The 26,178-nt window shown below is 65.4% G+C and carries 24 protein-coding genes; 12 read left to right on the top strand and 12 right to left on the bottom strand.

Going from position 1 to position 26,178, the window contains the following annotated elements:
* Nucleotide 1 precedes the first annotated feature (1 nt).
* The 10 genes from AC0V2Y_RS09110 to AC0V2Y_RS09065 all read left to right on the top strand — a co-directional run bounded on the left by AC0V2Y_RS09110 (nucleotide 2) and on the right by AC0V2Y_RS09065 (nucleotide 11,161).
* Nucleotides 2-1,153 carry an ABC transporter substrate-binding protein gene (locus tag AC0V2Y_RS09110; RefSeq protein ID WP_475416551.1) on the top strand — a complete coding sequence of 384 codons (1,152 nt, stop codon included), beginning with the start codon at nucleotides 2-4 and terminating at the stop codon, nucleotides 1,151-1,153.
* A gap of 72 nt (nucleotides 1,154-1,225) precedes the next feature.
* Entirely contained in the window at nucleotides 1,226-2,104 is an 879-nt protein-coding gene (locus tag AC0V2Y_RS09105) for a branched-chain amino acid ABC transporter permease (RefSeq protein ID WP_034780386.1), read from the top strand.
* Nucleotides 2,101-3,084, top strand: coding sequence for a branched-chain amino acid ABC transporter permease (locus AC0V2Y_RS09100; protein WP_475416550.1), 984 nt, complete (start codon nucleotides 2,101-2,103; stop codon nucleotides 3,082-3,084). Before AC0V2Y_RS09105 ends, AC0V2Y_RS09100 begins: the two co-directional genes overlap by 4 nt.
* 1 nt (nucleotide 3,085) lies before the next feature.
* Nucleotides 3,086-3,841 carry an ABC transporter ATP-binding protein gene (locus AC0V2Y_RS09095; protein ID WP_070224251.1) on the top strand — a complete coding sequence of 252 codons (756 nt, stop codon included), beginning with the start codon at nucleotides 3,086-3,088 and terminating at the stop codon, nucleotides 3,839-3,841.
* Nucleotides 3,841-4,572 carry an ABC transporter ATP-binding protein gene (locus AC0V2Y_RS09090; RefSeq protein WP_070291038.1) on the top strand — a complete coding sequence of 244 codons (732 nt, stop codon included), beginning with the start codon at nucleotides 3,841-3,843 and terminating at the stop codon, nucleotides 4,570-4,572. Before AC0V2Y_RS09095 ends, AC0V2Y_RS09090 begins: the two co-directional genes overlap by 1 nt.
* 91 nt (nucleotides 4,573-4,663) lie before the next feature.
* Nucleotides 4,664-5,278: a phenylacetic acid degradation protein PaaY gene (gene paaY, locus AC0V2Y_RS09085; protein WP_475416549.1), complete on the top strand. Its 615-nt coding sequence runs from the start codon at nucleotides 4,664-4,666 to the stop codon at nucleotides 5,276-5,278.
* A 93-nt stretch (nucleotides 5,279-5,371) separates the two neighbouring features.
* Nucleotides 5,372-7,423, top strand: a complete 2,052-nt coding sequence (paaZ, locus tag AC0V2Y_RS09080; protein WP_475416548.1) for a phenylacetic acid degradation bifunctional protein PaaZ — start codon at nucleotides 5,372-5,374, stop codon at nucleotides 7,421-7,423.
* A 396-nt stretch (nucleotides 7,424-7,819) separates the two neighbouring features.
* Complete coding sequence (locus tag AC0V2Y_RS09075) at nucleotides 7,820-9,082, top strand: hypothetical protein (RefSeq protein ID WP_475416547.1); 1,263 nt, start codon at nucleotides 7,820-7,822, stop codon at nucleotides 9,080-9,082.
* A gap of 10 nt (nucleotides 9,083-9,092) precedes the next feature.
* A complete protein-coding gene (locus tag AC0V2Y_RS09070) occupies nucleotides 9,093-9,500 on the top strand; it encodes a type 2 periplasmic-binding domain-containing protein (protein ID WP_475416546.1) in 408 nt (135 codons plus the stop codon).
* A 59-nt stretch (nucleotides 9,501-9,559) separates the two neighbouring features.
* Nucleotides 9,560-11,161: a methyl-accepting chemotaxis protein gene (locus tag AC0V2Y_RS09065; RefSeq protein WP_475416545.1), complete on the top strand. Its 1,602-nt coding sequence runs from the start codon at nucleotides 9,560-9,562 to the stop codon at nucleotides 11,159-11,161.
* A gap of 30 nt (nucleotides 11,162-11,191) precedes the next feature.
* Here AC0V2Y_RS09065 and AC0V2Y_RS09060 read toward each other — a convergent pair whose 3' ends face one another.
* The 12 genes from AC0V2Y_RS09060 to AC0V2Y_RS09005 all read right to left on the bottom strand — a co-directional run bounded on the left by AC0V2Y_RS09060 (nucleotide 11,192) and on the right by AC0V2Y_RS09005 (nucleotide 23,924).
* On the bottom strand, nucleotides 11,192-12,415 hold the full coding sequence (locus AC0V2Y_RS09060) for a M24 family metallopeptidase (protein ID WP_475416544.1): 1,224 nt from the start codon (nucleotides 12,413-12,415) through the stop codon (nucleotides 11,192-11,194).
* A 45-nt stretch (nucleotides 12,416-12,460) separates the two neighbouring features.
* Complete coding sequence (locus AC0V2Y_RS09055) at nucleotides 12,461-13,000, bottom strand: type II secretion system protein (protein ID WP_475416543.1); 540 nt, start codon at nucleotides 12,998-13,000, stop codon at nucleotides 12,461-12,463.
* Complete coding sequence (locus AC0V2Y_RS09050) at nucleotides 12,987-13,370, bottom strand: type IV pilin protein (RefSeq protein WP_475416542.1); 384 nt, start codon at nucleotides 13,368-13,370, stop codon at nucleotides 12,987-12,989. Before AC0V2Y_RS09050 ends, AC0V2Y_RS09055 begins: the two co-directional genes overlap by 14 nt.
* 5 nt (nucleotides 13,371-13,375) lie before the next feature.
* Complete coding sequence (locus tag AC0V2Y_RS09045; RefSeq protein WP_475416541.1) at nucleotides 13,376-13,858, bottom strand: type II secretion system protein; 483 nt, start codon at nucleotides 13,856-13,858, stop codon at nucleotides 13,376-13,378.
* Nucleotides 13,855-15,747: a secretin and TonB N-terminal domain-containing protein gene (locus AC0V2Y_RS09040; protein ID WP_475416540.1), complete on the bottom strand. Its 1,893-nt coding sequence runs from the start codon at nucleotides 15,745-15,747 to the stop codon at nucleotides 13,855-13,857. The genes AC0V2Y_RS09045 and AC0V2Y_RS09040 overlap by 4 nt, the downstream gene beginning before the upstream one ends.
* On the bottom strand, nucleotides 15,744-16,283 hold the full coding sequence (locus AC0V2Y_RS09035; RefSeq protein ID WP_475416539.1) for a hypothetical protein: 540 nt from the start codon (nucleotides 16,281-16,283) through the stop codon (nucleotides 15,744-15,746). Before AC0V2Y_RS09035 ends, AC0V2Y_RS09040 begins: the two co-directional genes overlap by 4 nt.
* Nucleotides 16,280-16,900 (bottom strand): type 4a pilus biogenesis protein PilO, encoded by a 621-nt coding sequence (gene pilO, locus AC0V2Y_RS09030; RefSeq protein ID WP_475416538.1) that lies wholly within the window; start codon nucleotides 16,898-16,900, stop codon nucleotides 16,280-16,282. Before pilO ends, AC0V2Y_RS09035 begins: the two co-directional genes overlap by 4 nt.
* Nucleotides 16,888-17,442 (bottom strand): hypothetical protein, encoded by a 555-nt coding sequence (locus AC0V2Y_RS09025; protein WP_475416537.1) that lies wholly within the window; start codon nucleotides 17,440-17,442, stop codon nucleotides 16,888-16,890. The genes pilO and AC0V2Y_RS09025 overlap by 13 nt, the downstream gene beginning before the upstream one ends.
* On the bottom strand, nucleotides 17,433-18,236 hold the full coding sequence (locus tag AC0V2Y_RS09020) for a hypothetical protein (protein ID WP_475416536.1): 804 nt from the start codon (nucleotides 18,234-18,236) through the stop codon (nucleotides 17,433-17,435). The genes AC0V2Y_RS09025 and AC0V2Y_RS09020 overlap by 10 nt, the downstream gene beginning before the upstream one ends.
* Nucleotides 18,223-19,920 carry a GspE/PulE family protein gene (locus AC0V2Y_RS09015; RefSeq protein WP_475416535.1) on the bottom strand — a complete coding sequence of 566 codons (1,698 nt, stop codon included), beginning with the start codon at nucleotides 19,918-19,920 and terminating at the stop codon, nucleotides 18,223-18,225. Before AC0V2Y_RS09015 ends, AC0V2Y_RS09020 begins: the two co-directional genes overlap by 14 nt.
* Nucleotides 19,921-19,942: 22 nt before the next feature.
* On the bottom strand, nucleotides 19,943-21,136 hold the full coding sequence (locus AC0V2Y_RS09010) for a type II secretion system F family protein (RefSeq protein ID WP_475416534.1): 1,194 nt from the start codon (nucleotides 21,134-21,136) through the stop codon (nucleotides 19,943-19,945).
* A gap of 256 nt (nucleotides 21,137-21,392) precedes the next feature.
* Nucleotides 21,393-23,924, bottom strand: a complete 2,532-nt coding sequence (locus tag AC0V2Y_RS09005; RefSeq protein WP_475416533.1) for a M4 family metallopeptidase — start codon at nucleotides 23,922-23,924, stop codon at nucleotides 21,393-21,395.
* A gap of 673 nt (nucleotides 23,925-24,597) precedes the next feature.
* On the opposite strand from AC0V2Y_RS09005, the gene AC0V2Y_RS09000 reads away from it, so the two are divergent.
* On the top strand, nucleotides 24,598-25,254 hold the full coding sequence (locus AC0V2Y_RS09000) for a hypothetical protein (RefSeq protein ID WP_475416532.1): 657 nt from the start codon (nucleotides 24,598-24,600) through the stop codon (nucleotides 25,252-25,254).
* A gap of 93 nt (nucleotides 25,255-25,347) precedes the next feature.
* Nucleotides 25,348-26,178 (top strand): IS1595 family transposase (locus tag AC0V2Y_RS08995; protein ID WP_475416531.1); only part of this gene is annotated, 831 nt, incomplete at its 3' end.

Genomic DNA, 26,178 nt, shown 5'->3' with positions numbered 1-26,178 from the left:
AATGATTGCCAATATCTTCAAGAAAACCCTGATCGCCGGCGTGCTGGCCATGACTGCCGCGGGTGCGTACGCGGCCGACAACATCAAGATCGGTTCCGTGCTGTCCGTTACGGGACCGGCCGCCTTCCTGGGCGATCCTGAACTGAAAACCCTGCAGCTGTATATCGAGAAAATCAATGCGGCAGGCGGCGTGCTGGGACGCAAGCTGGAACTGGTGCACTACGACGATGGCAGCGACGCGGCCAAGGCCAACGGTTTTACCAAGCGCCTGATCGAGTCGGACAAGGTCGACGTGCTGATCGGCGGCACCACCACCGGCGCGACGATGGCGATGGCGCCGCTGGTGGAGCGCGCCGGCATGCCGTTCATTTCGCTGGCGGGCGCCGTGGTGATCATCGATCCGGTCAAGAAGTGGGTCTTCAAGACGCCGCATACGGACCGCATGGCGGCCGAGAAGGTGTTCGAGGACATGAAGAAGCGCGGCATCAGCAAGGTGGGCCTGCTGTCGGAAACGAGCGGCTTTGGCGCCTCGGGCCGCAAGGAATCGCAGATCGTCGCCTCGAAATACGGCATCACGCTGGTGGCCGATGAAACCTACGGTCCGAAAGACACGGACATCACGGCGCAGCTCACGCGCATCAAGAACACGGCCGGCGTGCAGGCCGTATTCGTCTTCGGCCTGGGCCAGGGCCCGGCCGTGGTGACCAAGAACTACGGCCAGCTGGGCATGGCCGCGCTGCCGTTGTACCAGTCGCATGGCGTGGCGTCGGACGAATACCTGAAGCTGTCGGGCAAGGCTGCCGAAGGCGTGCGTCTGCCGACGCCGGCCCTCCTGATCGGCGCCATGCTGCCCGACAGCGACGCGCAGAAGGCCATCGTCGTCGGCTACGACAAGACGTATAAAGAGCGCTACAAGATCGATCCATCGACCTTTGGCGGCTATGCGCTCGATGCCCTGAACCTGTCGGTGGACGCCATCAAGCGCGCCGGCGGCACGGACCGCGAAAAAGTGCGCACGGCGCTGGAACAGACGAAGGGTTTTGTCGGCACCACCGGCGTGTTCAACATGTCGGCCAAGGACCACATGGGCCTGGACCTGTCGGCTTTCCGCATGGTGCAAGTGAAGAACGGCGAATGGCAATTGTCGAAGTGATGTAAGCCAGAGTACCTGCGCGAGGCCGCCCTCGAAGGCGGCCCGCGCACAGCCGAACATAATGGAGACACCATGGAAGTCGCTCAATTTTTACAATTTCTGTATTCCGGGATGACGGTCGGTTCCGCCTACGCGCTGGCGGCGCTGGGCTTTACCATCATCTACAACACCAGCGGCGTGATCAATTTCGCCCAGGGCGAATTCATCATGCTGGGCGGGATGCTGGCCGCCGTGATGTCGGCCGCCGGCGTGCCGCTGCCGCTGGCCATCATCCTGGCCGTCATCGCCACCGGTATCGTTGGCCTGCTGATGGAAAAAACCGTGATCGAGCCGGCGCAGAACGCGCAGGTCATCACCCTCTTGATCATCACCATCGGCGCCTCGCTGGTGCTGCGCGGCCTCGTGCAGATCTGGCTGGGCAAGGATACGCACTCGCTGCCGGCGTTTTCCGGCGACGCGCCGATCGAATTTCTGGGCGCCAGCCTGCTGCCGCAAAGCCTGTGGGTGCTGGGCGTGACCGTCGTCATCGTGCTGGTGCTGGGCTGGTTCTTCGGCCGCACGCTGATGGGCAAGGCCATGCTGGCCACCTCGCACAACAAGCTGGCCGCGCAACTGGTGGGCATCAACACGCGCAAGGTGCTGCTGTTCTCGTTCGGCCTGTCAGCCCTGCTGGGCGCGGCGGGCGGCATCCTCGTCGCACCGATCACGTATACCTCGTATGACGCGGGCATCATGCTGGGCCTGAAAGGCTTTGTCGCCGCCGTACTCGGCGGCCTGGGCGGCGGCGCGGGCGCGATTGCCGGCGGCCTGATCCTCGGCATCGCCGAAGCCATGACGGCCGGCTATATCTCGTCGGCCTACAAGGACGCGGTGCCGTTCGTGCTGATCTTATTGATCCTGTTCTTCCTGCCGCAAGGCTTGTTTGGCGCTAAAAATTCGGAGCGTGTATGAAGAATTTCCTCACCCGCTCGCGCCACGGCGGCCTGTTGTTGCTGGCCCTGGTGCTGGCCATCCTGCCGCTGTTCCTCAGCAATGCGTTCTACTATGACGTGGCGATCCGCATCGCGCTGAATGCCATCGTCGTCATCGGCCTGAACCTCTTGATGGGCTATACGGGCCAGATCAGCCTCGGCCACGCGGGTTTCTACGGCCTGGGCGCGTATGCCTCGGCCGTGCTGACCACGCACTACGGCTGGCCGCCGCTGGCCGCCTTGGCCGCCGGCGCCGTCGCCACGGGTCTGCTGGCGCTGCTGCTGGCGCGTCCCGTGTTGAAACTCAAGGGCCATACCCTGGCCATGGCGACCCTGGGACTGGGCATCATCATTTCCATCGTCATCAACAACGAGACGCAATGGACGGGCGGCCCGGACGGCATCGGCGTGTCCGCCTTCAGTGTCGCCGGCCTGGAAATCGCCGGTGAAAAATCGTGGTACCTGGTGTGCGCCGTGCTGCTGTTGCTGGTGACGTGGCTGGCCCTGAACCTGATCGATTCGCCCGTCGGCCGCGCGCTGCAGGCCATCCACGGTTCGGAAGTGGCGGCCCGCGTGGTCGGCGTCGATACGACGCGCTTCAAGGTGCGCGTGTTCGTGCTGTCGGCCGTCATTGCCAGCATCGCGGGCAGCATCAGCGCCCATTACATCGGTTTCATCACGCCCAACCTGGCCGGTTTCTTCCACTCGATCGAGCTGGTGACGATGGTGGTGGTGGGCGGCATGGCCTCGATCTTCGGTTCCATCATCGGCGCGGCGCTGCTGACGATCCTGCCGCAATTGCTGTCCAGTTTTGAAGGCTGGGAAACGGTGGTGTTCGGCGTGATCCTGATGGCCACCATGATCTTCATGCCCAAGGGCCTGGTGCCCAGCCTGGCCAGCCGTTCGCGCAAGCGTTCTGCGACGCCGAAAGCACCGCCTCAATCTGCACGGGAGGTGTGAGATGCTGACGATTAACAACCTGAGCAAGAGTTTCGGCGGCGTGCACGCGGTGCAGGACGTAAGCTTTACGGTCAAGGAAGGCAATATCCACTCCGTGATCGGGCCGAACGGCGCCGGCAAGACGACCCTGTTCAACCTGATCACCGGTGTCTACACGCCGACCAAGGGCGAGATCCTGCTCAATGGCGAGAACGTGGCCGCCATGTCGCCCGATGCATTGGCGCGGCGCGGCATGAGCCGCACCTTCCAGAACCTGCAGGTGTGCATGAACATGACGGCCATCGACAATGTGATGGTGGGCGCGCACCTGCGCCTGAACCAGAACCTGTTCGCTTCCATGCTGCGTTTGCCGTCCGTGCGCCGCGCCGATGCGGCCTGCCGCGACGAGGCGGCGGGCCTGATGGAATTCGTCGGCGTGGGCCGGCATATCGGTGACGAGGCGGGGCAGATGTCGTATGGCGCCTTGAAGCGCCTGGAAATCGCCCGCGCGCTGGCGGCCAAGCCGAAGGTGCTGCTGCTCGATGAACCGGCGGCGGGCCTGAACCACACGGAGACGGGCGAGATCGAAGCCCTGATCCGCAAGGTGGCGCAATCGGGCGTGACGGTGGTGCTGGTCGAGCATGACATGAAACTGGTGATGAATTTGTCGGACCATATCCTGGTGCTCGACTATGGCAAGAAGCTGGCCGAAGGGACCGCCGCCGAAGTGCGCGCCAATCCCGACGTAGTGGCGGCATACCTGGGAGTGGCGGCATGATGAAGATGGAAAAACCTCAGACACCGCTGGTGCTCGATATCGCCGGCCTGACCAGCCATTACGGCCGCATCCAGGCCCTGCACGGCATCGACCTGCAGGTGCGCCAGGGCCAGCTGGTGGCGCTGGTGGGCGCGAACGGCGCCGGCAAGACGACCCTGTTGCGGGCGATTTCCGGCGTGCAGCCGATCAGCGCCGGCAGCATCGCCTTCGCCGGCCAGGACGTCAGCCGCATGAGCGCCGACAAGCGTGTGCGCGCCGGCATTTGCCAGGTGCCGGAAGGGCGGCAAGTGTTCGGCCCCATGACGGTGGAAGACAATCTGCGTCTGGGCGCCTTCACACGCCCCGCACAGGACGTGGCGGGCGACATGGAGCGCATGTACGGCCTGTTCCCGATCCTGAAGGAAAAGCGCCTGCTGCTGGCCGGCACGCTCTCCGGCGGACAGCAGCAGATGCTGGCCATGGCGCGCGCGCTGATGGGCCGCCCGCAACTGCTGCTGCTCGATGAACCGAGCATGGGCCTGGCGCCGCTCCTGATCGCGGAAATCTTCCGTATCGTGGCCGAGCTGCGCGACCAGGGCATCACCATCTTCCTCGTCGAGCAGAACGCGCACGCCGCCCTGTCGATCGCCGACGTGGGCTATGTGATCGAGACGGGCGCGATTACCCTGTCCGGTCCCGGGCCTGAATTACTGCACAACGAGCAGGTACAAAGCGCGTACCTGGGTATGTGAAGACGTAGGTCGGATTAGCGGGGGCGCCGAGCCGCTTGCGCGTAATCCGACATCAGCCGCTACGGCTGGCAATAATGTTTTGGAGAGCAACATGGTCAAAGTCTACGAAATCAACGGCGTCACCCCCGTCGTCCACCCCAGCGCCTATGTGCACCCGTCGGCCGTGCTGATCGGCGACGTGATCGTCGGCCCGCGCTGCTATATCGGCCCGCTGGCCTCGATCCGCGGCGATTTCGGCCGCTTGATCCTGGAAGAGGGGGCGAACCTGCAGGACACCTGCGTCATGCACGGTTTTCCCGGTTGCGACACGGTGGTCGAAGTCGACGGTCATGTCGGCCATGGCGCCGTGCTGCATGGCTGCCGCATCGGCCGCAACGCGCTCGTCGGCATGAACGCCGTGGTGATGGACAACGCCGTCATCGGCGAGGAATCCATCGTCGCCGCCATGAGTTTCGTGAAGGCGGGCATGCTCGTCGCGCCGCGCAGCATGGTGGTGGGCACGCCCGCCAGGGTGACCCGCGCGCTGACCGACGATGAAATCCAATGGAAAAGCTCGGGCACGGGCCAGTACCACGAACTGGCCGTGCGCTCGATGCAGACGATGCGCGAGGTGGAAGCCCTGACGCAAGTCGAGGCGAACCGCCAGCGCCTCAATTTCGAATCGGCCTTGCCGCTGCACTTGCACAAGAACGCTGCTGCGCAATAAACAGTATGGGCGTAGGTCGGATCAGCGGGGCTGCGCCTCGCGTCATCCGACACCACCAACGTCACCAACACCCTCGTTTTACGGAGAAACCACATGGCTCACATATCCACCCTGCAAAGCCTGATCGCCGGCCGCTGGCTGGGCGACAGCGCCGCCGTGCCCCTGCACAGCGCCTTGAACAACCGCGTCATCTATCATACGCATGCGGAAAAAATCGATTTCGACGAAGCCGTCACGTATGCGCGCAGGACGGGCGTGCCGGGCCTGATGGCGCTGGACTTCCAGCAGCGCGCCGCGCGCCTGAAGGCGCTGGCCCTGTACCTCGTCGAGCGCAAGGAAGAACTGTATGCGATCTCGCACCTGTCGGGCGCCACGCGCGCCGACAGCTGGGTCGACATCGAAGGCGGCACGGGCACCCTGTTCGCCTACGCCAGCATGGGCAGCCACGAGCTGCCGTCGTCGAACGTGCTGCACGAAGGTCCTGCCATCGCGCTCGGTAAAAAAGGCGGCTTCGCCGGCACGCACATCCTGGTGCCGCGCGGCGGCCTGGCCGTGCACATCAACGCCTTCAACTTCCCCATCTGGGGTCTGCTGGAAAAATTCGCGCCAAGTTTCCTTGCGGCCATGCCCTGCATCGCCAAGCCGGCCACGGCGACGAGCTATCTGACGCAGGCCGTCGTGCGCATGATGCATGAATCGGGCTTGCTGCCGGCCGGCAGCCTGCAACTGGTGATCGGTTCCACGGGCGACTTGCTGGACCGCCTGAATGGCCAGGATTTCGTCACCTTCACGGGATCGGCCGCCACGGCCGCCAAGCTGCGTACGAATTCCAACCTGATCGCCCAGTCCGTGCCCTTCAACGGCGAAGCCGATTCGCTCAATTGCGCCATCCTGGCGCCGGACGTCACGCCCGACGACGTGGAGTTCGACCTGTTCGTCAAGGAAGTCGTGCGCGAAATGACGGGCAAGTCGGGCCAGAAGTGCACGGCGATCCGCCGCATCATCGTGCCCGAGCACCTGATGGATGCCGTCGGCACGCGCCTGCGCGAGCGCCTGGCCAAGGTGGTGGTGGGCGATCCGTCCATCGAAGGCGTGCGCATGGGCGCGCTGGCGTCGAAAGAGCAGCAGAACGACGTGGCTGAACGTGTCGCCACCCTGTCGCAGGGTAACGAGGTGGTATTCGGCGCTGCCGACGGTTTTAATCCGCTCGGTGATGGCGCGCAGGACGGCAGCTTCTTCTCGCCGACCTTGCTGATGTGCCGCGACGCCTTCGGCAACGACGCTGTGCATGACGTGGAAGCGTTTGGCCCCGTCAGCACCATGATGGGCTACAAGGACATCGACGAAGCGCTGGCCCTGGCCGCGCGCGGCAAGGGCAGCCTGGTGAGCACCCTGGTGACGCGCGATCCGAAGATCGCCGCGCGCGTGGTGCCGCAAGTGGCGGCCACGCATGGCCGCGTGCACGTGCTCGAGCGCGTGGCCTCCGTCGATTCGACTGGCCACGGCTCGCCCTTGCCGCAACTGAAGCACGGCGGCCCTGGCCGCGCGGGCGGCGGCGAGGAACTGGGCGGCGTGCGCGCCGTGCGCCATTACCTGCAACGCGCGGCTGTGCAAGGCTCGCCGACCATGCTGGCGGCGATCACCGGCGAATACGTGCGCGGCGCGGACGTCAATGAAAGCCCGATCCACCCGTTCCGCAAGCATTTCGAGGACTTGAAGACGGGCGACTCGCTGCTGACGCACCGCCGCACGGTCAGCGAAGCGGATATCGTCGCCTTCGGCGGCATCTCGGGCGACTTCTTCTACATGCACTTCGATGAAATCGCCGCGAAGGAATCGCAGTTCGGCAAGCGCATCGCCCACGGCTACTTCGTGCTGTCGGCCGCCGCCGGCCTGTTCGTCTCGCCCGGCGTCGGTCCCGTGCTGGCCAACTACGGCCTGGACAACCTGCGCTTCGTCGCTCCCGTCGCCATCGGCGACACCATCCGCGCGCGCCTGACGTGCAAGCGCAAGGTCGACCGTAACCGCAAGGACGTCTTTGGCGTGGGCCAGGGCGTGGTCGCATGGGACGTGCAGGTGACCAACCAGAACGAGGAACTGGTGGCCAGCTACGACATCCTGACCCTGGTCTCCAAGCGCGAGTAAGTCCGAGAGTAAGCGTCTCCGGCAGGACTGGTGTGAATGGCGCCGCCCGCGATCTTCGCGCGGGTGGCGCCTTTTTTATGCGGGTTCTTTTCGTCTTGAATTATCCATAAGTGTATGAAAAATATAGGCTAAGTGTGGTTTTGCACGGCGTGCTATTTAGATAAACCCCTCTAGAACGCGTGCTTTTTTCATGAAAATGGGCGAATTCGCTCATTGCCTCAAGAAAACTTTCCAACGTAAAACCTTTTCTATGTAGCATGGTTTTACTCACTGGTCACGCCGCCAAGGACGCCCAAGGCGATGGCGGCGCGAAAAAATGGACCCGGCCTGTTACGGCCGGTGAACCATCGATCGGGAGTCCCATTCCACGTTCACCGCTACGGGTATTTAATTACTATGAATAAACACGTCCTGATTTTCCTGCTGGCCATGCCCCTGGCCATCAGCCATGCTTATGCCGAAGAGGCCGTTGGCCCCGCCGTCAAGATCAGCGGTTACGGCACGGCCGCCCTGACCATGGCCGATACCGACAAGGCGCAGTTCGCGCGCCCGAACCAGGCTGCCGGCGCCGGCCGCACCGCCCGCACGGGCGTCGATTCCAACCTGGGACTGCAGGCCAATGTCACCGTCAACCCGTGGCTGTCGGCCACCGTGCAGGGCCTGGCGCGCAAGGATGGCGAAGATGATGTCGGCGCCGAACTGGCGTGGGCCTTTGCCAAGGCCAAGGTGTCGGACAGCTTCAGCGTGCGCGTCGGCCGCATGGGCCTGCCCGTCTTCATGATTTCCGATTACCGCAACGTCGGCTATGCCAACACCATGCTGCGCCCGCCGGGCGAAATGTATTCGCAGGTACCCCTGAACAGCATCGACGGCATCGACGGCACCTACCAGTTCAGCGCGGGCGACACCAGCATCACCACGCAGCTGGCGCTGGGCCGCACCAAGGCCACCCTGGCCACGGGTCCCGCTTCGACCGTGCAGGTGGAAGGCAAGTCCATCGTCGCCCTGAACGTGGTGGCTGAACATGGCCCCGTCACCGTGCGCTTCGGCCGTGCCGAGACCAGGCTGACGATCAACGATTCGCCGAGCCTGAACACGCTGATGGGCAGCTTGCGCGCGGCCGGCAGCGGCTACAGGATCGCCCAGCTGGGCGCCCTGGCCGATGCGCTGGAAGTCAAGGACAAGAAGGCGTCGTTCACCTCCGTGGGCCTGGGCCTGGACTGGAACAATGTGCTGCTGCAGTCCGAATATGCGAAGCGCAAGACGGACAGCTATGTCAGCGACAGCACCTCGTGGTACGTGATGGGCGGCTACCGCATCGGCGCCTTCCTGCCCTACTACAGCCACGCCAGCCTGAAGGCCGATGGCCGCGTGAACAACACCGTGCCCGCATCCTGCCCTGCCGGCTATCCGGCCGCTTGCACGCCGACCCTGCGCGCGCTGTCGGCCGGCGTCGAGACCCTGGCCACCATGCGCAACCAGCTCGAACAATCGACGGACAGCATCGGCGTGCGCTGGGACTTCCACCGTTCGGCCGCCTTGAAGGTGCAGATCGACCGCATCAAGCCGAAGAATGGCCCGGGCCTGTTCGTGCAAGCCAAGCCGGGCTTCCATGGCCCCGTCACGGTGGCTGCCGCCGCCATCGATTTCGTTTTCTGAGGAGCGCCGCATGAAACCATTGATCTTGAATGTGGCCGCCTTGCTGGCGCTGTCGACCGCCGTTCCCGCCATGGCCGAAGTGGTCGTGGTCGTCAATGCCAAGAGCGCCGCGGGCGCGATGACGAATGAACAGGTGGCGCAGTTTTTCCTCGGTAAATCGACGGCCATGACGCCGATCGACCAGCCGGAAAGCGCCCCCGTGCGCGCCGAGTTCTACAAGAAGGTGACGGATAAGGAACCGTCGCAAGCGAAGGCCCTGTGGTCCAAGCTGGTCTTCACGGGCAAGGCCACCTTGCCGAAGGAAGTGGCCAATAGCGCCGACGTGAAGAAGGCCGTGGCGGCCGATCCGAAAGCCATCGGCTATATCGAAAAGAGCGCCGTCGACGCCAGCGTCAAAGTGGTGCTGACGGCGCCATAAAGCCGGCCCGGGCCGCGCGCCATGCTGCGGCCCGGTACACATACCATCAGGAGACAGCAATGAGCATCAAACGCAAGATATGGGCACTGCCTGTCGTCTCGGCCGTGATTTTCGGGCTGGGACTGGCCGTCAGCGCCTACCTGTCCACGGCCACGCTCAATTCCATCCACGCTACCGAAAGCGCCGACTATCCCGTGCTTGACCTGGCCAAGTCGCTGACCCTGGACGTGGCCGCCGTCGGCGACGCCTTGCGCGATGCCGTCAGCGAAGGCGACAAGGAACGCATCGGACAAGTCGGCGGCCAGGCTACCAAGCTGCGCGCCAGGCTGGACGCCTTTGCGGCGATCCCCGGCCAGCGCGAGCAGGGCGCGCGGCTGGCCAAGGAATTCGATGCCTACTATGCGCCGGCCCTGAGCGCGGCGCGCATCATGCTGGAAATGGAAGAGGGCGACCCGCAGGCGACCGTGGCGCGCATGCAGGGCGCGCTGGCGGTGCTCAATGCCGACCTGGCAAAGACCAATGAACAGGCGCAAGCGCAGTTCAGGCAGGGCATCGAGCGCAGCGCGGCCAACGTGCGCAATGCGCTCAATACCAGCATCGCCGTGGCGCTGGCCGTCATCGTCTGCCTGGTGGCCGTGTCGCACTTCGTCGTGCGCGCCATCTGGCAGCAGCTGGGCGGCGAACCCGAATATGCGCGCCAGATCGCGCGCGCGGTGGCCGATGGCGACCTCTCGATGGAGATTGCCACCGAGGCGGGCGACCAGGCCAGCCTGCTGGCGGCGCTGAAGGACATGCGCGCCAAGCTCGGCGGCATGGTCTCGGATATCAAGGCGTCGGCCGAAACCATCCAGGTGGCCAGCGCGGAAATCGCCCAAGGCAATGCGGACCTGGCCGCGCGCACGGAATCGCAGGCGGGCAGCCTGGATCAGACGGCGCGCAGCATGGACAGCCTGACCTCCACCGTGCGCGACAACGCCGCCAACGCGGGCCAGGCGCATGAACTGGTGCTGTCGGCATCGTCGGTTGCCGTGAAGGGCGGGCAGGTGGTCAGCCAGGTGGTGACCACCATGGGCGAGATCAACGATGCATCGAAACGCATCGTCGACATCATCGGCGTCATCGACGGCATCGCCTTCCAGACGAATATCCTGGCCCTGAACGCGGCCGTGGAAGCGGCGCGCGCCGGCGAACAGGGGCGGGGCTTTGCCGTGGTGGCGTCCGAAGTGCGCAACCTCGCGCAGCGCAGCGCGGCAGCGGCGCGCGAGATCAAGCAATTGATCGGCGACTCGGTGGCCAGGGTGAGTGTCGGCTCGAAACTGGTCGACGAAGCGGGTCTGACCATGGGCCAGATCGTCGATTCCGTGAAAAAGGTGGCCGACATCATGGCCGAGATCAGCGCCGCGAGCCAGGCGCAAAGCGCCGGCATCGGCGACATCGGCGTGGCCATCGGCAGCATGGACCAGATGACGCAGCAGAACTCCGCGCTGGTGGAAGAAGCGTCGGCGGCGGCCGAATCGCTGCAGGAACAGGCCGTGCAGCTGGGTACGGCGTTGGCCGTGTTCAAGCTGGCGCAGGGTGCTGTGTCGGATTACGCGCCATGCGCCTCGGCGGCCCCGCTAATCCGACCTGCCAGGTATTGGCGTATGCGTAGGTTGGATTAGCGCAGCGTAATCCAACACAGGAGCACCGGCTTACGCGCGCAGGCCGAACGGATCGTCGATGCTGTGCGCCGGTTGCGTGAACCAGCGCGGACCGTTTTCCGTCATGTAAAAATGGTCTTCGTGGCGGATGCCGAATTCGCCGGGGATGCAGATCATCGGCTCGTTCGAGAAGCACATGCCCACGTCGAGCGGCGTCGTGTCGCTGCCCACCAGGTAAGGCCATTCGTGGATATCGAGGCCGATGCCGTGGCCCGTGCGGTGCGGCAGTCCGGGCAGTTTGTAGCCGGGGCCGTAGCCGTCCGCTTCCAGCGAGACGCGGGCGGCGCGGTCCACATCGCCGCAGGGTACGCCCAGCCGGGCGGCCGCGAATGCGGCGGCCTGCGCGGCCTTTTCGCTGTTCCATACGCTGCGCTGGCGTTCGCTGATCTGTCCGAAAACATAGGTGCGCGTGATGTCGGAGATGTAGTTCATCACCTGGCAGCCCGTGTCGATCAGCACCGTGTCGCCCGCCTTCAGGGTCTGCACGTAGTTGACGCCATGCGGGTAGGCCGTCGCTTCGCCGAACAGGACGATGCAGAAGTACGAGCGGGGTGCGCCTACCTTGCGGTGCGCGCGCTGGATGAATTCTTCCACTTCCACCGTCGTGATGCCTTCGTACAGCATGCTGGCCGTGGCCACGTGCACGGCCAGGGTCATGTCCATCACGCGCTGCATCAGGGCGATTTCCGCCTGTGATTTTCTGCTGCGGCAGTACGCCGTCACGGTGCGCGCGTTTTCCAGCGCGTAGCCGGGGGCCAGCGGCCGGATGCCGTCATAGATGAAGAAGGCGGCGCTTTCGCAGATGCCCACGCGCGGCGGTTGATGCGCGTCCTGGGCGATTCCCATGCGCGCCAGCACGTCGACGAACAGCTGGTACGGGCTTTCATGCTCTTCCCAGCAATTGACACGGCCTGCGACGAGCATGAAGCCTTGCAGGGTGCTTTCCTCGAAGGCGGGGGCGATGTATTCGATGTCGCCGCTGGCCGGCAGGATGGCGCCCACCATGCGTTCGCTGGCATACCATTTGGTGCCCGTGAAATAGGTGAGGTTGGCGCCCGCGTTCAGGTAGAGCGCGGCGATGCCCTGTTCGCGCATGAACGCTTGCGCCTTGGCGATGCGCTGCGCATGTTCGTCCTTGCCGATGGCGGCCATGCCGCCCGTCATGTCCGACAGCGACGCCAATGCCCGTTCGATGGAAGTGCCACCTATGCTCATGCCTGCTCCTTTGCTCGATGCTGAATATGGAATGCGGGCATGATATCAGTTCGCGCCTTTCGGCTTGAGGCCGGGCGCGCCGCCGGCCGCATCGGGCGGAGCCAGCACCAGGTCGTGCGGATACGTGAAGTGCCAGTCCGCGTAGCGCTGCTTGCGGCGCAGGCTGGCGTCTTCGTCGAGGAAGTTGTCCTGCTTGATGGGCAGCTGCGGCGACAGCGAATGGATGCCGACGATGCGTCCCTCCTGCCGCAGCACGCCCCATTCCGCCTTGCCCGTGACGGGATCCGCATACAGGCGGCGCAAATGCCGCCGGGCGTTGGCGAAGCGCGGGTCGCGCAGCAGTTCCTGCAGGGTCAAGGGATAGCGGGGCCGCCCGTCGGCCGGCGTGCTGTCGTAGTAGCGGCCCAGCGCGTTGCGGAATTCATGGCCGATGAACAGCAGCTCGCGTTCCTTGTCGCGCCGCGCGGCCGTGGCATGCAATTCGCCGGCCAGCACCAGGCCCACGCCCATGAAGGCCACCAGCATCAGGGTCCAGATGTAGGCGAAACCCGCCGCCCGCCGCCGCACGCTCCTAGAGCTGTTCAAAGGGGATGCCCTCGCGCGTCTTGCCCTTGGCGCCGCTGCGCACGTCGGCCACGCCGCCGATCTCGCCATTCGGCGAAGGGATCAGCTGCCAGGTGGCGCTGGACTCCGTGACGGGGTCCAGCGGCACGCTGCGGAAGTAATGGTGGGTCACCAGGTCGGCCAGCGCGGCCGGGTATTCTCCCTTGTCGGCATAGTATTTATCGAGGCCGCTCCTGAGCACCTGCAGGTTTTCCTTCAGGGCGACTTCCTTCGATTTTTCCACCGAGCCGAAATAGCGGGGGATGGCGATCGTCAGCAGCAGCGAGATGATCGCCAGCACCACCAGCAGTTCGACCAGGGTGAAGCCGCGGCGGATGGTCGTGGTCTGCATGGCGGTCACCATTGGTTGAGCGGCACGCCGTTCAGGCCCGCCTTGGTCGAGCGCGAGGCGACGTCGAACACGTCTTCGCCTTCGCTGGGATTGTCGGGCGGCGAGGCATACGCGCGCTTGCTCCAGCTGTCGGCCGCGCTGCCGGCTTCCCTGGGCTGGAACGGGTCGCGCGGCAGGCGGCGCAGGAAATAGATGTTCTGCTTCGACGGACTGCGCTGGTCGGGCACGCCCTCGACCAGTTCCTCGAGTTTCTTCGGATAGCCCGATGCGCCCAGCGACAGCTTGATGCGGCCATTGTCCGACGCCCGCTTGTAGGCGTCGATCGCCTCGCGCATCTCGATCAGGGCGCTGCGCAATTCCTGCTCCTTGGCCCGTTGCAAGGCCACCTGCGCCATCGGCACGGCCACCGTGGCCAGGGTCGCCATGATGGCCAGGGTGATCATCAGTTCGATGAAGGTAAAGCCCCGCTCTTTCACTGGCCACCTCACTGGCCACCTTTGCCGGACTTGTCGCCTGCCGCGGGTGCCTCGTCGCCGCCCGTCATGGGCGAGCCGGCGCGCACAGGGGCTTGCTCGGGCGCGGCGATGGCCTCCGGCGTGCCGCCCACGCTGGCGCGGCCGCCCACGGACGCCTCGGTGCCGGAATTGAATTCGGCCGTCATCAGGTCGGGGCGGCGGATGCTGCGCAGCAGGCGCGGCGTGATCGACAGCACGATCTCGCTGCGCATGGCGTCGTCCTTCTGGCTGCCGAACAGGCGGTTCAGCACGGGCAGTTCACCCACGCCGGGCACCTTGTTGGCCGTGCCCCGGTCCTCGTCGCTGATCAGGCCCGCCAGCACCTGCGTCTCGCCATCTTTCAAACGCAACACGGTCGAGGCGCTGCGCGTGCCGATCTGGTAAGCCTGCGTGCCCGTCTTGCTGATCACCTCCTTGACGACGTTCGACACTTCCAGGTTGATCTTGATGGCCACCTCGTCGTCCAGGTAGACGTTCGGTTCCACGTCGAGTTTCAGGCCCACGTCGATGTAGTTGACGCTGTCGGAACTGACGCCGTTATTCGTCGTGACGGTAATGACGGGCACGCGGTCGCCGATGAGGATCTTCGCCTTTTCCTTGTTGCGCACGCGGATGCGCGGGTTGGCCAGGATATTGCTGTCGCTGTCCGTCTTGTTGGCGTTGAGGGTGACGCCGCCGATGCCCAGGTTGATATTCTCGCCATTGATGCGGTGCAGGTCCGCCACCTTCAGGCCGCCGAGGCCTCCCGTGCTGCCCGCGACACCGGCCAGGGTCAGGCTGGCCTGGTCGGGCCAGCGCACGCCCAGTTCCATCAGGCGCGTGCGCTTGACTTCCAGCACCTCGACTTCCAGCATCACTTCCGGGTCGGCCAGGTCCTGCACGTTGATGATGCGCTCGGCCATGCGCACCATTTCCGGCGTATCGCGCAGCATGATGATGCCCAGGCGCTCGTCGGTGACGACGTCCTTGGCCTTGAGCAGGGTCTTGATGGAAAACGCCACCGTCTTGACGTCCGCATTGGCGAGGAAAAAAGTGCGTACCACCAGCTGCTGGTAATCCTTCACCTTTTGCGGCGTGTTCGGGTAGATCGTGATCGACTTGTCGCTGGTGACGCTTTGCTCCAGCTGGTTCGCGCCCAGCAGCATGGCAATCGCCTCTTCGATGCTGGTGTCGCGCACGGAGATGGTGGCGCGCAGGGCCGGATCGACTTCCTTGTCGAAGACGAAGTTCAGGCCCGACACCTTGCTGATGAAGTCGAACACGGAGCGCAGGGGCGCGTCGCGAAATTCCAGCGTCACGGGTTTGCGGTAGGCGGCCGCCAGCTTGCCGCCGGCCGGACGGCTTTTGGCCTGCTCGTCGCCGATGCGGCCCTTCAGGGCCAGCGCCTCACGCTGCGCGGGCCGTTCCTGCAGCACCTGGCGCAAGGCTTCCTGCGCCTGCGCGACATTCGCTTCGCCGCCGCGCTGGTAGCTGGCCTGCGCCTCCTGCACCAGCTTGCGGTGCCGTTCATCCTGTGCCACGCCGGCCAGGCCTCGCTGCGCCACGTCGTTGCTGGCGTCCAGCGCCAGCGCCTGCTGGTACAGCGCTTGCGCTTCGGGCAGCTTGCCTTGCTGGCGCAGCGCCTCGGCGCGGCCATTCAGGCTGTTCAGCGCGCGCATCCTGCCGTTGGTGACGGCGATGCGGTACTTGGCATTGGTCGGTTCGGCCTGCGCCGCCTGTTCCAGCAGGGCCAGGCCCTGTTCCGTGCGGCCGGCGCCCAGCATGGCCTGGCCGTCGGTATAGGCCTGGTTGCCGGCGCAGGCGGCCAGCAGGGACAGCATCGGCAGCAGGGTGATGCCAGTACGTGGTGTGCGTCGTTTCAATTGAGGTCCCCTACGGCGAGTGTCTGTTTCAGGTTGAGCGGCAGATAGGTAAATTGCAGGGCGCCCTGCACCACGCCGTCGAAGCGGTAGCGCTCCTCAAGCGTGTCGCCAGGGCGCGCCACCACGTTGCGTTCGCCCGCCTGGAGAAAATAGGCGGCCTTGCCTTCGTCGACGAAACGGCCGAGGAACTGGAAGGGCAAAGGCGGCGGCGCGTTCGCGTCGACGGCGGCGACAGTGCGCGCGGCCTGCGCCGCCTGCTGGTCGAGCATGATCTTTTTCGGCGTCTCCGGCTGCCAGCTTTGCTTGGCGAACAGGGCGGCCGCTTCCTCGTCGTCGAGGCCCCGGCGCGGTTCGATGGCCAGCGCGCGATTGGCCGGCGCAGCGGCCGTGGCTGCGGCCAGGGGCGCTGCCGCCACCCGCTCCACCTGGCGCGGCGTGGCCGTGGCCGGCCCCACGATGCTGCCTTCATCCTCCGGGGCGAAGAGGGCGGCCAGCAAGGTGGCCACGGCGGCGCCTCCCAGTACGGCTTTTTTCATCGGCGCGCCTCCGGCTTCTTGACCAGCAGGATGAACTGGATGCGCGCATCGATCTCGCCCGTCTCGATCTGCTCGCGCTTGAACAGCACGGAGTCGAGCGTCAGCGTGGGCAGCGCCTGCAGGGCGTCGACGATAAAGGCTTGCAGCTGCGCGTATTCGGCTTTTACCGGCAAGGTGATCTGGTAGCGCAAAAAGGCTGTGTTGCCGTCTTCCTGCGGCTTGTAGTCGGCCTTGGCCAGGGTGACGCCGCTCTTCTGCGCCACTTCCAGCAAGGTCTTCAGCTGCTCGGGAATGCTGTCATGCGCGGGCAGGTAGGCGTGAAAGGCGGCCAGGCTGTCCGCGTCGGCATCGAGCGTGACGGGCGTCGGCGGCAGCGCCGCCTGTTTCGCCATCACGGCCAGCTGCGCGCGCAATGGCTGCTGGCGTCCGGCCAGCGCCTCGCCCTGCTGCACGGCGACGGCGGCCAGCACCAGGCAGGCCGCGCCGATGGCGCTGGGCCAGCCCAGGGCACGCCACAGACGCGCCGTTTCCCACGCCAGGCGTGGAGGAAGGCGCAGTTGCAGGTGCGGCCGGGCCACGGGCGTGCCGGCTTTTGACACGGGTTTTATTGCCGCCATTGCGCCTCCAGCTGAAAACGGTAAGGGTGTGCGGGCGCGTTCGCATTCGCGTTACTGTTCATCTCGTGCTTGAGCAGATACACGGAACTGAACATGGGCTGCTGGTTCAGGAAGGCCAGATAGTTGAGCATGTCCTGCGGCGTTTCCGCCTCGGCGGCGATTTTCAGCACGCTGGCGCCATCTTGTCCCTGCTGTGCGTTCAGGTCCAGTCCCAGGAGGGCCACGCGCACGTCGCGCGGCGCCTGCACCGTCCTGACCAGGCGCGTGACGGGCAGGTTGAGCTGGCGCACGGCGGCGGCCACCTGTTTCAGTTCGAGGTCGCGTTCGCGCTGCTGGCTCGCCGAGAGGGGCGCGCGCACGGGACGCGCCGGCTGCAGCTGCGCCAGCTGCGCTTCCAGGCGCCGCGTTTCCTGCGCCTGCACCAGCCAGTACCCGGCGGCCGGCAGCAGCAGCAAGCCGCCCGCCAGGCACAGGGCCAGGCGCCAGCCCTGGAACGTCCGCGCGGCGCCGGGCGGCAGGAATTCCAGGCGGCTCAGGCCCATGCGGCCTCCCGCATCAGGTGGGCGGCGCCGGCCACGGCGATGGGCACGAAGCGTTCCGGCACGTTCGCTTGCGGCACGCCGCTCAAGTCGATCAGGGCCACCTGTTCGATGGCGTCGAGCTGCGGCGCGCGCAAGTTCCAGCGCCGCCACGCCCGGTCCAGTTCGTCGCCCCAGGCGGCGGCGCAGGACTGGCTGTGCAGGGCCGTGATGCGCCCGCCGCCGCCTGTCGCCAGCAGCAGCCGTCCCGCTTCCACCAGGGCGAAGGCGGCAGGTGTGCTACCGGCAGGTTTGCCGCCGGCAATGCTGCGCCAGGCCGGTCCGGCGATCGGTTCGATGGACAGGCAGCGCCGGCCATGCGCGGCGGCCGCGTCCTGCACGCCTTGCAGCAGGGCCGCATCGATGCCGCAGGCCAGGCGCGGCATGCCGTACGGGGCATCGTCGGCGGCCAGGCGCCAGGTCCGCGCGCCTTCGCCATACACGGCGCCGAACTGGCTGTGCAGGAAGCGCTGTGCGCTGCTCCGGTCGAGCAGGGCGCCGCTCCACGGCACCATCAGCATGGCGCACCAGCGGCTGGCCAGGCTGACGGCCAGCGGCACTTTTTTGCCGCCATCGTGTTCGAGCCAGCCGCGCAGGGCGGCCAGCGCCACTTCCCAGCTGGCGTCGGGATTCGCAATCGGCAGGTGGAAGGCGCTGTCTGGCAAGGGACGGCCGGCGCGGCGCAGCACGCCGTGCAGCCCGTGCGGGGCCAGGTGCAGGCACACGGTGGCGCGGGTGACACGTTCAATAAGTGACACGATTGAGCTCCGCTAAAGTGGTTTCGCCGCGCCGCACCAGGTCCAGGCCCGCCTCGCGCGCCAGGCGGAAACCGTTGCGCGCCGCCTCTTCCTTCATCTGGCTCAGGGGCGCGCGCGTGCAGATCATTTCGCGCATCGTATCGCTGAGCATCAGTACCTCGGCGACGGCCTTGCGGCCCTTGTAGCCGGTGCCGCGGCAGTGGCCGCAGCCCTTGCCGGCCATGAATTGCCAGTCCTGCACCTGATGCAGGGCCAGCCCGCTGTCGCGCAGCTGCTGCGCGTCGGCCAGCACCTCGGCGCTGGCGTCGACGGCGCAATGGGCGCAATTGAGGCGCAGCAGGCGCTGCGCCACGATGCCGTTCAGGGCGGCCGCAAAGCTGTAGGCATCGACGCCCATGTGCAGGAAGCGGCCGACCACGTCGAACACGTTGTTCGCGTGCACGGTGGTAAACACCAGGTGGCCCGTGAGCGCGGCCTGTACGGCGATCTGCGCCGTTTCATCGTCGCGGATTTCGCCGATCATGATCTTGTCGGGATCGTGGCGCAGGATGGAGCGCAGGCCGCGCGCGAACGTCAGCCCCTTTTTTTCGTTGACGGGAATTTGCAGCACGCGCGGCAGCCGGTATTCGACGGGGTCCTCGATGGTGACGATCTTGTCGCGCCCCGTGTTGATTTCCGTGATGGCCGCGTACAGGGTGGTGGTCTTGCCCGAGCCCGTGGGCCCCGTCACCAGCAGCATGCCGTGCGGCTTGGCGGCCAGGCGGCGGATCTGTTCGATGGCATCCTCGTTCAGACCCAGGCTTTCCAGGCGCAGCGCCTGCGCCGCCTCCGTCAGCGCGCGCCGGTCCAGCAGGCGCAGTACGGCATCCTCGCCAAAGATATTGGGCATGATAGAGACGCGGAAGTCGATCTCCGCCCCCTTTACGCGCACCTTGAAGCGGCCATCCTGCGGGATGCGGCGCTCGGCGATGTCGAGATCGGCCATCACCTTGATGCGCGAGATGATCTGTTCGGCCATCGCCAGTCCCTGCACCTGGCCCGCCTGCACCAGCACGCCGTCGACGCGGTATTTGATGACCAGGCTGGCCACGTCGCATTCGAGGTGGATGTCGCTGGCCTGGAATTTCAGGGCATCGTAGATGGTGGAGTTCACCAGTTTCACGACCGGGCTGCTGTCTTCGCTGATGCGGATGAGCGAGATGTCCTCGATGCTCTGGTCGAGGCCCGGCACATCATCGCCATGCTGCATTTCCTGCATCGCCTGCTGCACGCTTTCCTGCTGCTGCAGGTAGGCGGCCAGGTCGTCCGGATGCGCCAGCGCCACTGTGAAGGGCGTGGACAGGGCGAAGTCGGCCCATTGCAGCAGGTCTTCGCTGAAGGGATTGCCGATGACCAGCACGGGCGGCGCGTCCGGAACGCCAGGTTGCAGCAGCACGCAGTCGCGCTGGGCGCAATCGGTGTAGGGCAGCAGGGCAAAGGCGGGCAGGGCGGCCTGCAGTTCGGCCATCGTCCAGGCCGGATAGCGGAACAGGGCGGCCAGCTGGCGCAGGAAGACCTCGGGCGGCAGGGCCGCCGTTTCCTGCAGCACGGCCATCTGCGGGCGGCCCTGTTCCAGCGCGCTGGCGTGGGCGCGGCGCAGCATGGCCGCATCGAGCACGGCCCGTTCTTCGTCGCGCGCGTTCATGGCAGCACCTTCACGATAAGGTTCAAGACAAGCTCCCCGCCAGTTCAAAGATCGGCATGTACATCAGCACTACCACGCCGCCGATCACCACGCCGATGATGGTCATCAGGAGCGGCTCGAGCAGGCGCGAAGCCCAGTCCACCCAGCGGGCGAATTCCTCGTCGTGGAATTTTGCCGAACGTTCCAGCATGTCGCCCAGGCGGCCCGTGTTCTCGCCCACCTTCAGCAGCGATTGCGCCACCGGCGTGGCCATGCCGGCCTGTTCCAACGCGGTGGAAAACGGCATGCCTTCCTGCACCGCGCGGCGCGCCTGCGCCAGCTGCTCCTGCTGCGCCGGCAGCAGCATGGGGCCGACCATGGCCAGCGCCTTGTGCAGCGGGATGCCCGCGTGCAGCAGCAGGCTCAGGGCGCGGTAGAAGCGGGCCAGGCGGAATTCCGCCGCCTTGTCCGCCAGTACGGGCAGGCGCAAGAGGCGCAGCACCAGCGCCACGCGCATGGCGCGGTTGGCGATGCCGAAGACCACGGCACCCACCGCCGCGGCCAGCGCGCCGGCGCACAGCAGCGGATGGGCGGCCAGGGTCTGGCCAAAGCCGAGCAGCATCTGCGACATCCAGGGAATTTCGCGGCCCGAGCTTTCGTAGACGACGCTGAATTTGGGCACCACGTAGCCGAGCAGGAACAGGGTCACCAGGCCGCCGACGACGAGCAGCATGCACGGGTAGATGGCGGCGGAAATGAGTTTTTTGCGGATGGCGTCGAACTGCAGCTGGTAGGCGACGAAGCGCGCCAGCGCCTCGGGCAGGTTGCCCGAGCGTTCGGCCGCGTGCACGGTGGCGATGTAAATGTCGGGGAAGATATCGGGGAAATCGGCCAGGGTGTCGGAAAAGCTTAGGCCCTGCTGCAGGGTGAGCACGATGGCGGCCAGGATGGCCCGGGCGCCCGGGCGCGTTTCCTTGTTGTGCAGGGTGGCCATGGCCTCGCCCAGGTTCAGGCCCGCTTCGAGCAGGGCCAGCAGCTCCTGGCTGAATTGCAGCAGGGGCAGGCCCTGTTTGCCGGGGCGCAGCGCGGCGCCCGCATCCTGCGCGGCGCCGGCATCGACGGCCAGCACGCGCCAGCCGCCGCGCACGGCCGCGCGGATCGCCTCGGCCTCGCTGGCGGCGTCGATGGCCAGCGCCTGGCTGCCCGCCGGGCCCTGCACCTGGAGGTGGAACTGCATGGCCGGCTCAGGCGAGCATGGCGGCAGGCGTAAAAATGGACAGGCTGGAATGGGGGAAAGCGCGTGCGGACAAGGTCGAAGTAGGCATCGGTCAGGAACCATCCAAAAAAAAGTTCAATTCGTCGCGGGTACCGGCAGCAGGCAAGAGGCAATCACTGCCTCAGGGTAGACTGGAATTGCCAGGAAATCAATCGTGCCGTGCGGTGGATGCGGGCGACTGGCGGCAAACCGGCCTGCCGCCCGCATGTTCAGCCGCTTACTGGGTAACCAGGCTGACCTTGTCGATCACGAACGAGGTTTGCAGCGACGCATCCTCGGTCGCGGCAAACGACAGTTGCACGGTCTGGCCCTTGTAGGCGATCAGGTCGAACGTGCGGATCTGGTAGCCGGCCGCCTTGTTCACGTTCGAGTACGAGGCCAGGGTGCCCAGCACCGTGCCGGCGCTGTTCTTCACGGTGACGACCAGCTTGTCGTACACGGTATTGCCCGTTTCTGCCGTGTCGATATGCAGCGCGAAGGTCAGGCTGGCGGACGTGGCGGTGGCCGGAATGGCCACGCTTTGCGTCAGCGATTCGCTGGCCGTGACGCCATTGCCGCCCAGCCAGGCGTACTTCGTGCCTTCGTACGCTGCTTGCCCCGTAAACGTGCCGATGGCGCCCGTGGTGCCGCTCCAGCCCGTGGCGCCGGCTTCGAAGCCGCCGTTCGTCACGCGTTCGGTGGCGCTGCTGGTGCCCACCGTCAGCGTGGCGTTGTTCGACGTGGCCGTCACGGCGGGCGACGAGGAATCCGTCACCGTGGCCTTGAAGACGGCGCCGCTGTCGGCCGCCACGGCCGTGAAGCTGTAGGCCGGCGACGTGGCGCCGCTGATCACGGCGCCGTTGCGGTACCACTTATAGGTGTACGGCGCCGTGCCGCCGCCCGCGCCCACGGCGAACGAGGCGGTGGCGCCCGGTGCGACGGTGATGCTGGCCGGCTGGCTGGTGATGGTCACCGCGCCGCCCGTCGTCGATTCATCGACGTCGGTACCCACGTTGATGGCCGCATATGCGCGCTTGACGGCGATCGATTCCGCGCTGCCCACGCCATACAGTTCCTCGGCTGCCTGCAGCACCTTGTTGCGCGCGTCGGCATAGTTGGTCGACGAGGTGAACTTGGTGGTGGCGGCCTTGAACCAGATGCGGTAGGCCTTGTCGCTGCCGATACCGGTCATGGCCAGCGGGCTTTTGTTCAGGTAGGAGCTGTAGTAGTCGCTGCTGGACGTGGAATTCGAGCCTTGCGACAGGAAGTAGAACATGCGGTTGTTCGGGCCGCTGCTGTAGTGGACGTCGAGGTTCTTGATGGTGCTGCTCCACGCATTCGGGCTGCTGCCATCCTTGCTCGGCTTGTACAGCCAGCGCAGCGGCTGGCCGTTCTTGGCGATCTCCTTGCCCGTCATCCAATCGTTGCCCGTGTTGGGAATCGTGGTGCCCGTGCCGCCGGCGCGCGCATACGCTTCCACCATCTCGCCGGCGATGTCCGAGCTCGATTCGTTCAAGCCGCCCGACTCCTGCGAGTAGATCAGGCCCGAGGTGGCGTCCGTGATGCCGTGGCCCATCTCATGGCCGATCACGTCGATGGAGCCGAGGTTGTTGAACGAGCTGCCGCCGTCGCCGATGTACATGCATTTGCAGTTGCCGTCGTAGTAGGCGTTGTCGTAGGCCGTGTTGACGTGGGCGGCGATGTGGGTGGCCGTGTTGTTGCCGTCCAGGCTGGACCAGCCCAGCACGTTCTTGTGCGTGTCGTAGGTGTTCATCAGGCCCCACATCGCATTGACGGCCGCCGTCTGGCCGTTGGCGTTGGTGGTGCTGCCGCCGTTGATGTATTGCTGGCCGTCGCCCCAGGTATTGCTGGTGTTGCTGTACACGCTGCCCGAGGTGGTGCCGTGGTTGGCATTCGTGATGGCCATGCCGCCGAAGCTGCCGCCCGTGCCGCGGCTGGGGTCCTTCATGGTGTAGGTGCTGCCCGTGAGCGTGGTGTTGAGCGGCACCTGGCCGTTGTACTGGCTGTTGCCGATGCCGGCGACGGTTTTCAGGGCTTTCCATTGACGCAGGATGCGGCCATCCTTGGCGCTGACGACGGTGTCGTAGTAGACGGGCTTGCTGCCGCTGATCATGCGCGTCTGCACCAGATAGGCCAGCTCGTAGTGATCGACCACGTCCTGCACGTCGAGGGCGTTCAGCGCGGCTTCCGACTTGTTCTCGGCGCCGGCCACGCGCACGGTTTTCATGACGGGGTAGATCAGCAGCTGCGCATGCGGCGGCACATGGTCGACGGCCTGCACGCCGATGCTTTTCACGGCGGCGGCGATGGCAGCGGCGGCGCTGACGGCCGGCGTGGTGTCGATATCGGTGGTGGCGCTGCGGGTGACGGCATTGACGCCGCCGCTGCCGAGGCCCGACGCGCGGTCCGACACGGATTCGCTGACGATGTCGCCGGCGCTGTTGCTGACCACTACCGTCTCGGAACCGAAGACGGGCAAGCCCTTGTAGGTGTGCTGTACGCGGCTCACGCGGGTGCCGCTGACGCCCGGATGCTGGGCGCCGACGGCAAAGCCATGCTCGGTATTCAGGCCGCGGCTGCGCGCCTGCGCGGCCAGCTTGTTGACCAGGCTGGCGGTCTCTTGTGGAGAAGCCAGGGCGACCGGCGCAGCCATCAGGGTCTGTGGCAGCGGCGTGGCGGCGTCGGCCGTGGTGGCCATCAGCGGCAAGGCGGCGATGGATGCGGCAACTATCGTCAAACGTAAATTCATTTCTGCTCCATGGTATCGGTTAAGGAAATGGTGAATGAGCTGGCCGCGATGCCTGATGGCCACCCCGGCGCGCCTGGCGGCGGGCGGATAGCCTGCCGTTTTGTGGTGGCATGACGCCGGGTAGGGGGACACTAAACTTGTCGATATCGCCATGTCAAAAAATTCAAGAAATGGGTCACTACGCGAATTTTTGTTAAGAATTGAACATTTATCGGCGTCGTATCGTTGGAAAGTTTGATCTACCACAAGCTGCAACTTTTGTTTTGGACTACTTCCCCTATTGGCGCGCTCTGTTGGAAAAACACTGTTGCCTTTTCTAAATATTGCGATCTACACTAGCTCTTCGCGTTGCCCCCAGCGGAGCATGCGAAAACAAAAAAAGCGCACGCGGCAATGACCGCGTCCAGATACAGCGCATCGGGAAAAAAATCGGGAGTTTCACATGACGTCAGTTCTGTTTTCTGCTATTGGTTTCAGCCATTTCCCCTCTGGAGCGGCACTCATGCTGCATCCGCCTTCCTAGGCGCCGCTAGCCGGCTCTTCCCCCGCGAGGGGGGGCTTTTCAGCGAGTCCGACCGCGCCACCCGGCGCGGCCGCTGGCGCAGTGCATCTTTTTTTCAGGAAGGGTTGCCGGCTCCTGGTGCGTGCACCGGAATCACCGGCCCGAAGAACTATGCTTTCGATAGCGACCAAAGTGGAACAGATCGTGATGGAATCGGCCTTTCTCAGCGAGGGATTGGGCCGGGGCTTGCTGAACCTGTCGGAACTGGCGCGCCAGCTGCAGCCGCAATTGCAGAGCGACCTATGGAAACCGGTGGGGCAGGCCGCCGTGGTGATGGCGCTGCGCCGTCTGGCCGAGCGGATGCCGCAGCAGAAATGCGGCGAGATCGTGCTGGCGCACCGCGCGGGTGAACTATCCACGCGCAGCGAATTGATGGTATTTACCTACCGCTATTCCGACCAGACGTATGCCTGCCAGCGTCAGTTGCTGGCGCTGGCAGCGCCCCAGCGGGGCACGTTCATCACTATTACGCGCGGCGTCAACGAGGTGATGGTGATCTGCAGCCGTACGCTGCATGCGCTGGTGGAAGAGGTGTTCGGCGAAGAGCAGGAACTGGCGCGCCTGGAGCGGGTGACGGCCGTGACCCTGCACCTGGCCGCCGAAACCTGCTATACGCCGGGCGTGTATCACGCCATCCTCAAGCGCCTGGCCTGGGAGCGCATCAACCTGATCAACATCATTTGCACGTATACGGAGCTGACCTTGCTGCTGGAAGCGTCGCAGACGGGCGCGGCCTTTTCCGTATTGTCGAAAATCGTGGCGCAATGAAAAAGGCTCTGTCCCCGCCAAGTAGGGGAAGTCCGGGAATCTTCCTGTATCCCTGCTGTCTGACTGTACATCGCAGACAAACGGGAGCCTTCCATGCAGACCGGCCAATGGAAAACCTTCATCGCCCAGTTCGCCGCACTGAACCGTCGCCAGCGCCTGGCGGGTATCGCTCTGCTGCGAGGAAGCGCACCGCGGGACGCTGCCGCGGTACTCGTCGAAAACGTGGCCCGGCAGCGCTTGCACTGTCCTGCCTGCAAGAGCAATCATGCTCACCGGCATGGCCATGCGCACGGACTGCAGCGCTACCGTTGCGTGCCGTGCGGCCGCACCTTCAATGCGCTCACCGGCACGCCGCTGGCGCGCTTGCGCCATAAATCACTGTGGCTCGATTACGCCGATTGCCTGCTGGCATCCGATTCCGTGCGCAAAGCGGCGTTACAGCTGGGCGTGCACCGCAACACCACCTTTCGCTGGCGCCACCGGTTTTTATCGTTGGCAAAAACGGACCGGCCGCATTGCCTGCATGGCATTGCTGAAGCGGACGAATTGTATGTGCTCGAATCGGAAAAGGGATCGCGACATCTGACCCGTCCGGCGCGCCGCCGGGGCGGTCATGCCCGCCAACGTGGCATTTCCGATGAGCAGGTCTGCATCCTGGTGGCGCGCGACCGCACGGGGCAGACCCTCGATTTCGTCACGGGAAAAGGAGCGCTGACGCAGGCGCAGGTGCGCCATTATTTGTTGCCCATGATCGACAAGGATATCCTGTTGCTCACCGATGGCCATGCCGCCTACCGGGCTTTTGCAAAGGAGGCGGGGATCAGCCACGAGGCCGTCAATTTGCGCGCAGGCATCCGGGTGCAGGGCGCCGTGCATGTGCAGCACGTCAATGCCTATCACAGCCGCCTGCGGGAATGGCTACGC

It is taken from the genome of Janthinobacterium sp. BHSEK (assembly GCF_056174685.1).
Note: the sequence above shows the minus strand (reverse complement) of the source record. Positions and strands in the feature narration are given on the sequence as shown.